Annotated in this window: 8 protein-coding genes; all 8 read right to left on the reverse strand. The window is 65.2% G+C overall.

Annotated elements, in window-relative coordinates; translation table 11 throughout:
• Positions 1-1636 (reverse strand): IPT/TIG domain-containing protein (locus H7007_RS06260; RefSeq protein WP_287153976.1); only part of this gene is annotated, 1636 nt, incomplete at its 3' end.
• An 87-nt stretch (positions 1637-1723) separates the two neighbouring features.
• A complete protein-coding gene (locus tag H7007_RS06265) occupies positions 1724-3343 on the reverse strand; it encodes a DUF5719 family protein (protein WP_287153978.1) in 1620 nt (539 codons plus the stop codon).
• Between the two features lie 850 nt (positions 3344-4193).
• Positions 4194-6293 carry an aldehyde ferredoxin oxidoreductase family protein gene (locus tag H7007_RS06270; RefSeq protein WP_287153980.1) on the reverse strand — a complete coding sequence of 700 codons (2100 nt, stop codon included), beginning with the start codon at positions 6291-6293 and terminating at the stop codon, positions 4194-4196.
• Between the two features lie 718 nt (positions 6294-7011).
• Positions 7012-7965, reverse strand: a complete 954-nt coding sequence (locus tag H7007_RS06275) for an amidohydrolase family protein (protein WP_287153982.1) — start codon at positions 7963-7965, stop codon at positions 7012-7014.
• Positions 7966-7977: 12 nt separating this feature from the next.
• Positions 7978-8262, reverse strand: coding sequence for an ATP-binding protein (locus tag H7007_RS06280; RefSeq protein WP_287153984.1), 285 nt, complete (start codon positions 8260-8262; stop codon positions 7978-7980).
• Between the two features lie 43 nt (positions 8263-8305).
• Positions 8306-9799: an NAD(P)/FAD-dependent oxidoreductase gene (locus H7007_RS06285; protein WP_287153985.1), complete on the reverse strand. Its 1494-nt coding sequence runs from the start codon at positions 9797-9799 to the stop codon at positions 8306-8308.
• A 770-nt stretch (positions 9800-10569) separates the two neighbouring features.
• Positions 10570-12243, reverse strand: a complete 1674-nt coding sequence (locus tag H7007_RS06290) for an FAD-binding oxidoreductase (RefSeq protein ID WP_287153986.1) — start codon at positions 12241-12243, stop codon at positions 10570-10572.
• A gap of 278 nt (positions 12244-12521) precedes the next feature.
• Positions 12522-13141 (reverse strand): (Fe-S)-binding protein (locus H7007_RS06295; RefSeq protein WP_287153988.1); only part of this gene is annotated, 620 nt, incomplete at its 5' end.

Consider the following 13141-nt stretch of genomic DNA (forward strand, 5'->3'; position numbering starts at 1 on the left):
TGTTCGCGTCCTTCACCCAGACGTCGGTGAGGTCGTCGGAGGTGACCCCGGTCACCTTGCTCCACGTGGAACCGTTGTAGCGTAGGATGGTCCCGTCGTCGCCCACCGCCCAGACGTTGTTCGTGCCCGTTCCCTCCACGCTGCGCAGGTTGGCCGTGGTGCCGCTCTCCTGGTGGGTCCAGTAGGTGCCGTTCCAGTAGACGATGCTCCCCAGCTCCCCCACCGCCCAGACGTGGGAGGAGTCGGCGGCGTACACGCCATAGAGGTGGTGGCCCTCCTGCCCGCTGTCCTGCTCCTTCCAAGATGAACCGTCGTAATAGAGCAGGATGCCTTGGTAACCCACCGCCCACACCCGGTTGGCGGCCGCCGCGCTGACGTCATAGAGGGCGTTCGTGGTCCCGGAGTTCTGGCTGGTCCACGAGGTGCCGTTGTAGCGGAGGATGGTCCCGCCGGCTCCCACCGCCCAGACGGCGGTGGAGTTCAGGGCGTCCACGCCGTAGAGGGAATTGACGCCCGAGAGCTGCGTCTGCCAGCCCCCGGCGGACCCCCCTCCGCCGCCTCCGGTCACGGTGAAGGGCTTTCCGTTGGAGGTAACCTTGATGGTGACGGGACCCCACTTGTGGAAGATGTGAGTGACCTTGACCTCCACGGTTCCCGTGACGCCCGCCGGGACCCTGCACTTGATCGTGTTGTCGGACCACGAGGTGTATTCCTCCGCTCTCACGTCCCCGAACTTCACGAAAGAGTCGTTCTCCCGGGAGGTTCCGAAGCCCGCGCCGTTGACGGTCACCGTCGCGCCCACCGGCCCGCTTTCTGGAGATAGGGACGTGATGTGCACCGAGTTGGCCAGGAGCATCTCCCAGCGCAGGGCTCCGTCCCACTTGACGTCGAAGAGCTCCAGGGACCAGCTCCACTCGTAAGTGCCCAGCCAGCCCACGTCGGCCTCGAATTCGAGCTCCACCCCCGCCTTGACCCCGATGTCCAGCTCCACGCCAACGAAGACCTTCCACAGCGGGAGCTTGGCGGTGTCGAGCTCCATGCGCACGTAGGGTTCCAAGTTGATATAAGGCCCGCACACGCCGTAGAGCTTGATGCCGAACTGGGGGCCGGCGTAGACCTTCACGTCGGCGTCGATGCTCCCCGTGGGAGGCGTCCAGTCGAAAGAGAAGTCCTTTCCCGTGCTCGGCGTCCAATTCGTCCCGTCGTAGGAGGCGCCGGCATAGACGCTTCCCTTCTGGACGGCTCCGAAGGAGATGCCAGCGGAAACGCTGCCGTCCACCCCCACGTGCACCTCGATGTATGGGACCAGGACCACGGGCACGGGACCGATCTGGACGTCTATGGGGGCGAACTCGTGCTCCACCACGGATTCCTCGTGATCCAGGTCCGATGTGACGGAGGCCGACCCCTGGATCTCCACCTCCTCGGAGACGGTGACCCCAAAGTCCACGCTCTTCAGGTCCACCTCCGGGAGGACGTCCCCACCCAGGAGGTCGTCCAGCGATGGCCAGGTGACGTCGATGTCCACGTTGAACTCGGCCGTGAAGCTCAGCGAGGCGTGGCCGTTCAGGAGAAGGTAGTTGGTATCGTCTCCCAGCTTGAGGTTGTTGAAGTCATAATTGAAGGTGAGGTCCATGGAGGCGGCGTCACGGAAGGCGCCCGGCTCCGCCTCGCCCCCGGGCCTGAATTCAACGCCTTCAGCCAGGATGCGGGTGGAAGCGAGCTATGCGGGCACAAGGTCAGTGTAGTTGATGATGTGACCCCTCCATATGGCCTCTTCCAGGGAGGCCTCCACCGTCTCCAGTATCACCTGCCCACCTGCCCGGTTCACACCGGCTACCTTCTGCAGCATGCCGTAAGGGGTCTTGGAGGTGATGCCGCTGACGATGACGTCTCCGATTTCGACATCCTGCAGGGCCCCCACGTCGGCGTCGAAGGTGAGCACCAACCTCTTTCCGTCTCCGGACTTGGCGGCCCCCGAGAGATGGCCTAATTCGGCCTCTCCGAGCACCTTCGTGGTGTCGGGGATGATGGGCGGCTCGTATAGGGAGCCGATGGAGCAGTGCCCGTCGTCCCTGCCCATATAGCTGAAATACATGGCCCTCTCCACCACCACCAGCCCGCTCGCAGTGACCTTGGTGGACACGTCGGTGGAGGAGAGCCCGGGCAGCGCGTCCAGGAGGACGGAGCGTCGCGACCCGCCGGTGATGTCGAACTCCAGCGGCGGGGCGGAGTGCCCGGGCGGGAGCTGGAAGTCGAACCTCACGTGTTTGGTCTCCTGCCCGGGGTTCTGGACCAGGACGTAGGTATCGAATTGGCCCCCCGTATAGCCTTCCGCCAGGTACCAGACAGTTGAGGGAAAATCCGTTCCTATGGATACATGCCCTCCGCGCTTACCCTGGTACTCGAAGTACATAGCCCGCTCTGCCACTACTGAGACCGTGGACTCGACGGTGGTGGAGACGTCGGTGCTGCTCAGGCCGGGAAGCGAATCCAGTTGGACCGATCTGCGGGTCCCCGCCGGGAGGTCGAACTCGTAGTCGGGAGCGGAATGCCCCGGCGGGAGCTGGAACTTGAGGGTCACGTGGGCGGAGGTCTCCCCGGGGTTCTGCACCAGGACGTAGGTGTCGAACTGGCCTCCGGTGTAGCCCTCGGCCAGGTACCAGACGGTGGAGGGATACTTCACGCCTATGGAGTCGTGGCCGCCAGGCTTCCCGAAGTAATTGAAGTACATGGCCCTCTCCACCATCACCGGCGCGGTGCTCGTCACCTTGGTAGAGACGTCGGTGTTGGAGAGTCCCGGCAGGCCGTCCAACTGGATGGAGGAGCGGGTCCCCGCCGGGAGGTCGAACTCGTAGTCGGGAGCGGAATGCCCCGGCGGGAGCTGGAACTTGAGGGTCACGTGGGCGGAGGTCTCCCCGGGGTTCTGCACCAGGACGTAGGTGTCGAACTGGCCTCCGGTGTAGCCCTCGGCCAGGTACCAGACGGTGGAGGGATACTTCACGCCTATGGAGTCGTGGCCGCCAGGCTTCCCGAAGTAATTGAAGTACATGGCCCTCTCCACCATCACCGGCGCGGTGCTCGTCACCTTGGTAGAGACGTCGGTGTTGGAGAGTCCCGGCAGGCCGTCCAACTGGATGGAGGAGCGGGTCCCCGCCGGGAGGTCGAACTCGTAGTCGGGAGCGGAATGCCCCGGCGGGAGCTGGAACTTGAGGGTCACGTGGGCGGAGGTCTCCCCGGGGTTCTGCACCAGGACGTAGGTGTCGAACTCCCCGCCGGTGTACCCCTCGGCGAGGTACCAGGTCTGGGCGTCCCCGTAGGAGGGAACGGAGGCCTCGCTCACGGCGTCTTCCGGCAGTGAGGCGGAGGAGGCGATGGCCTTTTCCGCCGTGCGACCGCCACCCGGAAGCGGAGTCATGAGGAAAGCGGTAAGGAGAAATAGAATAAAGGCGGCAAGAAAAGAAAATTGTCTCCGCTTCACGATATTATTGAAGTAAATCATGGCAACCCCCGGATTCCGTCGTCGAATCGAGCGCTTATCCTTGTTTGTCCCTATTATATGTTGGTTTACCGTGATGCCGCCACAGCTGAAAGGATGTATCCCTCCACTGTTCGCCTTCCGCGGAGACGACGCGGGTAAAATAACCATATATTACCAGCATACGATGGACCGACAGGGCGGAACGGCTTAAAAGACGGTCAGAGTACCAATCCCCGCCTGGCCGCCAGTTTGTAGACCGCTACGCCGTAAAACCCAACCGTTTAGGAGGCGGTCAAGGCCTGTAGGAGCGCCTGGGATCATACGGGAGGAACCGTGCGGGAGGTGCGGATGCCGGCGCCGACCGTGATGAGCATGGATTGGTGAGGCTCCTCCCCGTTCACCGGATATGGAGAGGAAATGGGATGGGATTGAGCTGCGGGATATTTATCCCGAAAGGTTCGAAATATCGGCCGAACTGGTCGTGGGCCCCTCCTCGAGGCCAGAGATTTCCGGCACACCTGCAATACCGTGGCCCAATATGTCCGCTGAACGGGCAAGCGGACCCCTCTGCTTCAAGGCGGGTGGTAACCGCTGGCCTGAACGGCGATCAAATGGGGACGGGGAGGAGGCGAGTCCTCAGGCGGACTATCCTGCATGCCCGGTTTGCCAAGCCACATGGCCTGCCGCGGCGCGCTTCCGCGGAGGTCCAGGCCTACGGGGAAGGTCGAGCCTCGGCCCCGCTCCCGGCGTGCAATACCTTGGCGATTTCTTCCAGCCCATACATTTCCAGCACCGCAGCCTCCGGGAAGCCGCGTTCGTCCAGGCCCCTCAACCGGTAGAACTCCTCGAGCATGGGGTCGAATTCCACGCGGCCTCCCCCCGGTTCCCCCGATCGGGAAGCGCGCGCCGCGCGGGCGGAGGCCCTGGCCGCCGGCAGGATTTTCCCGGCGAGGCTGACGATGCGGAAGGTGTGGCGCAGCGTGAAGCGGCGGTTGAACTCCTTCAGCAGGCGGAGGACCCTCTCGCTCCGGATCCCGGCCAGCAGGCGGTTGGTCGACCTGAGGAGGGGGTTCAGGGCCCCGAGCAGGAATTGAGCCTCCCCATCGGGATGGGGTTCGATTATCCTCCGTGGCACCCGGTCGTCCTCCCGGGTGGTCCCGCACAGGTTGCATAGGGCCCTCTTCAGGTACCAGATACGGTTGCCGGTCTCCATGAGGTCCTCGAGGTCGAGCCCGTAGCCGGTGACGGCGTTGAGCATGTCCCTGAGCATGCTCAGGCTGGAGCCCGCTCCCTTCCAGGCGAAGAGGCAGATGACGGCAGAATCGCAGACCGCCCCTATGGCCTGCGAATGCACGGTCATCTGGGCCTTGCCCTCCCCGCGCTGGGGAAGGGTTGCCGGGAACCCTATCTCCTCGAGGCTGTCCATCCCCATCTCCAGGCCTAGGTTGGTGTCCCGGTTGTGGCATCCTCCCCGGATGCTGGTGGCATAACCCAGGGCCATGGACCAGATGGCGCGCGGGTCGTGCATGGGGCATTCCAAGCCCTTGACCTGGATGGCGTAGTCCTCCCCCCCGTAATTGGCCGAGAGGTGCCGGCTGCCCTCGGCGAGCTCGTCGCCGAAGCCCTCGCGGCGGGCTATCCTGGGGATGAGCTCGATGAGGAGGTCCGGTCTGCCCCAGTCCAGTACCATGCCGCCCGTGACGCTCTCGTGGATGAGCCCCTCCCGGAAGGCCTCCACGGCGTAGGCCAGCGTCCCGCCGGTGGAGATGACGTCCATCCCGTAATCGTTGCACAGGGCGTTAGCCCTGGCCACGGCCTCGAGGTCGCCGACCTTGAGCATGAACCCCAGGGAACCGACACACTCATACTCGGGACCCGGGCCCTGCGGCATGGAGTACTTTCCTTCCCTTATCTCCACCACGCGCTTGCAGGCGATGGGGCAGGCGTAGCAGGAACGCCTGGCCACCAGGATGGTGTCGGCCATGTTCACGCCGGAGAGGGATTCCATCCCCTGGATCCAGCGGGGTTCCCGCCAGTTCTTGACCGGGAGGTCGCATATGGCCGAGGAGAGGTCCACCCCTCCCGCGGTCCCGAAGAGGTGGAGGCCCTCGGCGAAGGCACTCCTCCTGATGTTCTCCAGGGCCTTACGCCGCACCGCTTCGTAGGCTCCGGGGTCGGCGGGGCGGTGACCGAGGTCGCCCCTCACGGCCACGGCCTTCAGCATCTTGGAGCCCATCACCGCGCCCATGCCGCACCGCGCCGCGAGGTTCCCGCGGTTGCTGACCACGCTGGCATATTTTACCAGGTGCTCCCCTGCCGGTCCGATGCATGCCACGGCGGTCCTCCGGTCGCCGACCTCCGCCTTGACGGCCTCCTCGGCTTGGAAGGTGCCCATGCCCCAGAGGCGGGAGCCGTCGCGCAGCTCCCCGCCTCTTTCGGTCAGGAGGAGGTAGACCGGCCGCTTGGAAGCCCCGGTGATGAAGATACCCTCGTACCCACTGCCCCGCAGCTGACGGGCGAGGGAGCCGCCCATGCTGGATTCGCCCCAGATGCCGGTCAGAGGGGAGCGCGCGCAGACGGCAAGGCGCGAGCAGCCGGGGAGGTTGGTGCCGGACAGAGGCCCGTTGAGGAAGAGGAGAGGGTTTTCCGGGGAGAGGGGGTCGGCTTCGTACCCTTTCGATTCGAAGAACAGGTAAGCGGCGAGGCCGGAGCCTCCCAGAAATTTTCGGCGCGCCTCATCCTCCAGACGGCTTTCGGATATCTCTCCAGCGGTGAGGTCCACCCACAGGAGTTTTCCCCCTTCACGGGACATCGCTCATCACCCCTTCTTCACGGATGTACGCGCGCCGTGGCAGCCACAAGATTTCCGCCCCTGCATATGAACGGTGCTCTACCGGCCGATCGAGTGTCTAACCCGCGAGCCTCGGGTTGGCCGGATCCCTGGGTCAGCGTGTGTTATCCACGGCTCTTTCATATGACGTTGTTTCAGATGACCGGCGTTTCGCCGGCGGATCGAGCGTGGAACCCGCGATCCTCTGGCCGGCTGTATCCCTTAGCTCGGGGTGTGTAGCCCACTTTTCTTCCATATGCACGTTGTTTCACATGCACGGCGCTTCACTGACGGGTCGAGCGTGTAAACAACAATCCTTGGGTCGGCCGGGCCCACGGTCGGCGTGCGTTGTCTCCTGGTCCCGTCCGCCATACAGTCACCGGTATCGCCGCCGTCCATATGCCTTTCACTTCCCGGCAGGTCCGAGAGGCATTCCTCGATCCCCATAGCGATAGCTTTCCGGAGTCGAAAGGGACGCCTTTCTCCTCATCATGCCACCTGCGCCGCATCGTCCCGATCCGCTTTCGGCAATGCGTTCCGTACACCGCTCGAGTCCCCTTCCGCCTTGCGTGGTTCATGCTGCATGGGCGGTCGGCACCAGCTTCCGGACGCCGGGGATAAGCGGACCGGCCCTCACCTTCCCGCCCTGAGAAATGGGGACTCACAATAAACCCTGTCGCCGTGCCCCGATTTCAACGACTCACCCCCGCGCCCTATCCCGCAGGCGGGGAAAGAGCTCCTTGGCGTTGCGGTTGAATACCGCTTCACGCGACCTTTCGTCGAATCCCGGATACTCGTTCAACCCGGCGATGGTCGCCGCGGCGGCCAGTTCGGGGGCGAAGGGGTAATCGCTCCCGAAGAGTATGTGCGAATCGTCCACCAGCTCCTGCAGGGAGCGCAGGGCGAAGGGGGCGGCGGAGAGGGCCGTGTCGTAATAGAGGCTCCGCAGGTAAGCGACGACTCCCTTGGGGACCTGCTCCTGGAGCCCTGGCCAGAACTGTCCCAGGCTGAGCCTGAGGGCTATGAAGGGGACGGTGCCCCCCGCGTGGGGCAGGATGATCCTCACCCGGGGATACCGCTCCAGGATGCCGTTGAAGAGCAGGGTGGCCACGGCGCGCGTGGTCTCGAAGACGAATTCGATGAGGGAAGGGGGAAGGCCGGTATCCGGGACGCCGCCCTCCTCGGGTGTGTGGGGGTGCATGAAGACCACCGCTTCCCGTCGGTCCAGCTCCTCGAAGAGAGGCTCAAAGGAAGGGTGCCCCATATAGCGGCCGTCCACGCTGCTCAATAGCCCGACACCGTCCAGTTTCAGCCGCTCCAGGGCGTAGGCGGTCTCCTCCAGGGCGGCGTCCACGTCCGGCAGGGGGAGGACGGCGAAGGCCCCGAAGCGGCGCGGGTTCTCGCGCACCAGCCCGGCGAGATATTCGTTGCAGGACCGCGCCAGTTCCCTGGCCAAGGGGGGGTCGCCTATGAACACGCCCGGCGCGGATACGGAGAGGAGCGCCGTCTCTATGCCCTGCCGTTCCATGAATGCCAGGGTCTCCTCCGGGTCCCAGGCGGGTATGGGCCGCCCTCCCACGCTCTCCACACCCCTGGCGGCAAGGGCGGAACGGTATTCCGGCGGGGCGATGTGGTGATGCACGTCTATCTTCATCCGCTGCATCCCTCATCCGTACTCGATGACCACGCCGGTGCCCCCCGCGGGGTAGGAGAAGTCGATGGCCTCCGTGGGGCATATCTCCCAGCATGCGGCGCACTCCAGGCACAGTTCCTGGTAGCGAGGGGCCAGGCGGGCCTTGCCCTCCTTCACCGACCAGAGGTTGAAGGAGCAGACCATGGTGCACAGCCCGCACCCGTTGCACTTGCCCTCGTCATAGCTTATGAAGTCGCCGGTCTTGTCGGCATCCACCCTCTTTACCAGCTTTGTGAAGTCCAGTTTCATCTCCTCCATCTCCCATACCTCCTCGTCGCGCCATTCCGAACGCCGTCCATCCTCACCTCTTCCCGGCCCTGCTCCTCTCGAAGACTTCCCGGGGGAGAGGAGCCTCCTGGTCCACAGTGGGGTCGAGGTAGGGCGCCAGCGATTTGGAAAGTTTTGCCACCAGGCGCAGGAAGGTGTTGTCCGGCAGCTTGTTGAGCACCGGGATCCTGGGCTTCACGGAAAGCAGGATCCTCTTCACGTTCTTGGGCCAGATGCCCCGCGCCAGGGGTGCAAGGTAGGTGCGGCCGAAGTCGGAGAACTGCGGGGCCAGGTCCAGGAGGTGCTCCAGGTGCTGGTTGAAGCAGTCGATGTGCGCATCGCCCCAGTCGAAGACCACGGAGAAGGGGTGGAGCATGGAGAACTCCAGGAGGAGCTGGATTTGCCGGGCCATGAGCTTGGGGTCGAAGATGGTGCTGTTCCAGAGGTCAACGAACTCCGGCCCGAACTCGTGCTCCTTGCCCAGAGGAGAGGCCTTCCAGCGGCGCTCGTACTCGGCAAGGGCCCTTTCCGAGGTGTCTCCCCTGGAGATGGCCCAGGCGGCGGTCTCGGCGGCTATCTTGCCCGAGGTGAGGGCGTGCCAGATCCCCTCCGCCTCCAGGGGGCAGGGAAAGCCCGCGGCGTCCCCCACCAGGAGCATGCCCCCGGTGTAGGTCTTGGGGGGCTTCTTCAGCCAGGGGAGGAGGTGGGCCTGGTACTCGCGCGGCTTTGCGTCTATCGCCCGGCACATGGCCTGGAAGGCCGGGAACTGCAGCACCTTCTTGACCATGTCCGTGGGCCTCTCGTCCCAGTCCTCCCGCAGCCACTGTCCGGCGCCGATGTGGAAACCGTCGCGGAAGTTCACCTGGTAGGCCCCGTAGAGGGCGCCGAACCACACCCACTCCGCGTTGCCGATGACGTCGTCCATCTTGTCCGGGTCGGCGGAGAAGTCCAGCTGCGGCACCAGGGTACAGCCGCCCCCCCAGCGGTTGCGCATCCCCGATTTGCGCGCCATGGTGGACATAGCGCCGTCTGCGGCGATGACCACCTCGGCGTGGATGGGCTCCCCCTTCTCCGTGCGCACCCCCTTGACCTGGCCGTTCTCCATGATCACGTCGCTGACCAGCGTGGAGGTGCGCAGTTCGGCGCCCGCCTTCACCGCCAGGTCGGCCAGGAAGGGATCCAGGTCGCGGCGGTAGATGCTGATGCCGTCCATGCCGTGCGGCCAGCGGTTGGCGCAGAGGTCGGAGCCGGTGGTCCCGCAGCGGTAGCGTAGGCGGTTGTTCTCGTCGACCAGGTTTATGACCACCATCTCCACCTTGCGCACCGAGGGCAGCCCCTGCAGGGCCTCCATGATCTCCGGGAAGTCCCGCCACCAGCGCTGCCCCAGACCGCATCCCGAGGAGTTCTTGTCCCCCGGCCTGCGCCCCCTCTCGAAGAAGACCGTCTTCAGCCCCAGTTCGGCCGCGGTCTTGGCGGCGTAGGAGCCGCCGGGTCCGGCCCCCACGACCACCACGTCCCATTTCTCCATCCGCAGTCACCTCCCTCAAAGGGTCTTCGCCATCAGCCTTTACCGATTGCCGTCTCCCGTCCGTTTACCGGTCCGAAAACGTACTCGTCCCCCTGCGGATTCATGCCCCTCTGCGGGCCTCCGCCTTGGCGGGTCTCCTCGATCTCCCGCTCCCGTTCCTTGTGCCCTCATCCGCAAGCCCTGCGATCGCGTCCCCGCCGTTGTCCCCGATTCCCTGGCTCGATGTGGCTCGCTGCCGATCTTGTCGGAAAAACCCCCTCGGCCCCGGAGAGCGCAGACTCCGGCGCCGGAATGGCGTAGACCGCCGGGATCGCCCCTTCCCGCGTTTCCCCCGTGCGGCGCGACGCCCGCCTCATTCCCCCGGCGGTTGCCGCTGCGGAGAGAACGGCGACGAGAGCGTTCATCCCGTGCCTTTCCGGGATCGCGGTACGTGAACCGGGCCGGCAGCCGGTTTTTTCGCGCGTCTCCCGCGCCTTTACGGGAATGCGCTACGCGCAGCGTGAGCCTTCCCGGCTCCGGCGGGTTTTGGTGCTGCGAGAGTTGCGGCATGCAGGCCGTGAGAGGTGCGCTGAACGTTTTTACAAGGGCGTACCGTTATTTCCTTGTCAACCCCTGTCCCGGCGTTCGCCCGTCGAGTCCCCGGCCGGATGGTCCAGTTGCGTTTCCTGGCGTCCCCCGGCCATTTTGTTCCGCGGCGCACGCGCCGGTGCCTTTTTCCCGGCCGGAAGGGGTCGCGGACGGCACTCCGTTCGTTGTCCGTGTGTCGTCCCTCAGGAAGGAGGGCCGTCTTCCGACCACTTGAATTTCTCCACCAGCCGGTCCAGCTTGGCTTTCAGCTCCGGCTCAACCTTGGAGAAATCGAAGTCCACCTCGTCGCAGTACATACCGGTGTCCGCGGCGCGGTTGGCGTCCACCAGGGCCGAGACCTTCTTCTGCCACTCGTTGTAATGGCCCATCAGGGGGCTCACGATCTTGCGCAGCCTGGCGTCCGTGGCCGAAAGGGGCTCCATGCACTTCTCGATGGCTGCCACGGAGAACTCGATGAACATGGGCTCCAGGGAGGCCAGGTGCTTGGGGTCCCGGGCGTCGTACTGGAAGATCTCCTCGCAGTGGGCCCACATGTTGCTCTCGTAGAGGGCCATGAAGGGGTTGTCGGCCAGGTCGTCCAGTATGCCGCCTCGGGCGATCCATTTCTGTTTGATGGACTCGCCGATCTCCGCCCAGTCCAGCTGGGTGTCCCAGGTGTCGTTGCGGTCCAGGGCGGTGGAGAAGAGGCCGCCCATACGGAAGACCATGGGGATGGCCGTGACCCGGAAGAAGTTCATGAAGACCATGGATCCGATGGCCGGGACCCCCATGGCCTCTATGGAGAGCCCGTCGTGATCGGCCAGGATGCGGCGCAGCACGGCATCCTGGTACTCGATCTCTTCCTCCGTTGCTCCTACCAGCATGATCACGAAGACCCACTTGGTCCCCTTGCTCAAGACGTCCCGCAGGGCGCGGGTGCCCGCTATGCGCCGCAGGAGGTGAGGGGCGAAGGTGTAGATGAAGGCGGCGACCGCGGTGCGCGTGGCCAGGTAGCCGATCTCCGCCTCTCCCATGCGGTACACGGCATCGGCCAGCCTCTTCCGGTCGGGGAAGAAACACATATGGAAACGCACGTTCCCCGGTATCTCCGCTTTGGCGTCGAGGAGGAGCCCCTTGATGTTCACCCGGCCCGGCCCGGGCCAGGGGTAGAGCTTCAAGGCGCATTTGGTAAAGACTCCCAGCCCGGAAAGGGCCCCCGTGGAACCGCGCATAAGCCCCCGCAGGGAGGGACCGGGCCCGTCGGGGGAGAACCAACCCAGGCCCGAGTCGCAGGAGCCCACGCGGAGCAGCTCCCCGTTGGGCAGCACCCATTCCGCACCCAGCAGGTTGCGGTGCCCGTAGCTCATGTAGATGCCGTCCCAACCCACCCCCCAGCCGGAGGTGGCGCTGGCCAGAGGTGAGCAGGCGGGACCGGCGCCGATGATGTGGCAGTTCAGCCCGCGTTTCATGGCCTCCGCCTGGAGCTGGGCCCCGCAGACGTAGGGCTCCACCAGGGCGTACATGTTCTTCTCGTCGATGTCCAGGATGCGGTTCATGCGCCGCAGGTCTATCTGCACCACGTTGTCGTAGGTGGGCCCGGAATAGACCCCCCATCCGGTGGAGAAGGCCTTGAATTTCAGCCCGTGCCGGTTGCAGACCCGCACCACCTCCTGCACCTCCTCGGTGGAGGAGGGGAGCACCACGGCCACGGGCCGCTTCACCCACTTGGCCGGGTCGTCGTTGATGGTGGGTTGCCAGGCATACCCGTCCAGGACCGCCGGTTCAAGGGAGACGTTCTCCTCCCCTACCGCGTTTTCCAGGTCCCGGTAAGCGGCTTCCGATATCTCTTTCCAGGTCTCGAGAGTTGCGGTGGTCATGCCTCAATCCCCCCTCCTAGCCTTTTCGCCGTTGTTCATCGTGCGTTCCCGCATTCATCGCCTTCATCGCCTTAGCGTCTGTTCCGTAAAACATGCGGCCCCGGTGCGACCTTCAAGACTCCCGTACCGGGCGGCCACGCCGCGCCGCGATCCCGGCCGGTCGGCTTGGGCCCGGCGGCGGGGAGAGTTCCATCCTCAGCGGCGTTTCCCTTTCCCCCGATCCGCGTAAAGGCCGGACAAGAGGCGAGGAAACCCCTGGAGGTGTCCCGTCCCCGGCCTCACACCCGCTCCTTCTCCGCGACTCCCGCCGCCTGGAGCGCCAGGTCCACCAGGTCGTAGACCTGGATCTCCGCCCCCATCTCCTGCGCGGCATCGCGGAGGACGCGCACGCACCACGGACAGGCGGTGGCCAGCCCCTCCGCCCCCGTGGCCAGGGCCTCCTCCACCCTCTCCCGCGCGGCGAAGGAGGCGAACTCGGGGAAGGCCTCGTAGACCCCGCCTCCCGCCCCACAGCACCAGGCGTACTCGCGGATGCGCTCCATCTCCACCAGCTCGGCGCCGGGAAGGGCACGCAGGAGGTTGCGCGGCGCCTCGTAGACCCCTTTTCTTCCCGCCCTCTTCAGGGACATGGGGCGCTGCAGCTTGTCCCCCTTCCAGTCCCCCAGATAGGGCTCGCCCATCCTCCCCAGGTGGCAGGGGTCGTGGTAGGTGAGGAGGAGGGGCACCTGCTCCCGGAAGCGGAGCCTGCCCTCGGAGACCAGCCTCTCCAAAAGCTGGGTTATATGCAGGACCTCGCAGGGGAGCTCCTTGCCCATGCGCGGATAGAGGTAGCGGAAGTGGGCGTACCCGTCGGCGCAGGGGGTCACCAGGATGCGCGCCCCGGAGGCCTTCACCCGGG

It is taken from the genome of Candidatus Solincola tengchongensis, assembly GCF_015711935.1.
Taxonomy (GTDB): Bacteria; Actinomycetota; Geothermincolia; order Geothermincolales; family RBG-13-55-18; genus Solincola_A; species Solincola_A tengchongensis.

What these genes read in the sequence shown, in the direction of transcription:
- H7007_RS06270 (WP_287153980.1), bottom strand. Translation starts at nt 6,293, where the DNA reads ATGTCCCGTGAAGGGGGAAAACTCCTGTGGGTGGACCTCACCGCTGGA.
- H7007_RS06275 (WP_287153982.1), bottom strand. Translation starts at nt 7,965, where the DNA reads ATGAAGATAGACGTGCATCACCACATCGCCCCGCCGGAATACCGTTCC.
- H7007_RS06280 (WP_287153984.1), bottom strand. Translation starts at nt 8,262, where the DNA reads ATGGAGGAGATGAAACTGGACTTCACAAAGCTGGTAAAGAGGGTGGAT.
- H7007_RS06285 (WP_287153985.1), bottom strand. Translation starts at nt 9,799, where the DNA reads ATGGAGAAATGGGACGTGGTGGTCGTGGGGGCCGGACCCGGCGGCTCC.
- H7007_RS06290 (WP_287153986.1), bottom strand. Translation starts at nt 12,243, where the DNA reads ATGACCACCGCAACTCTCGAGACCTGGAAAGAGATATCGGAAGCCGCT.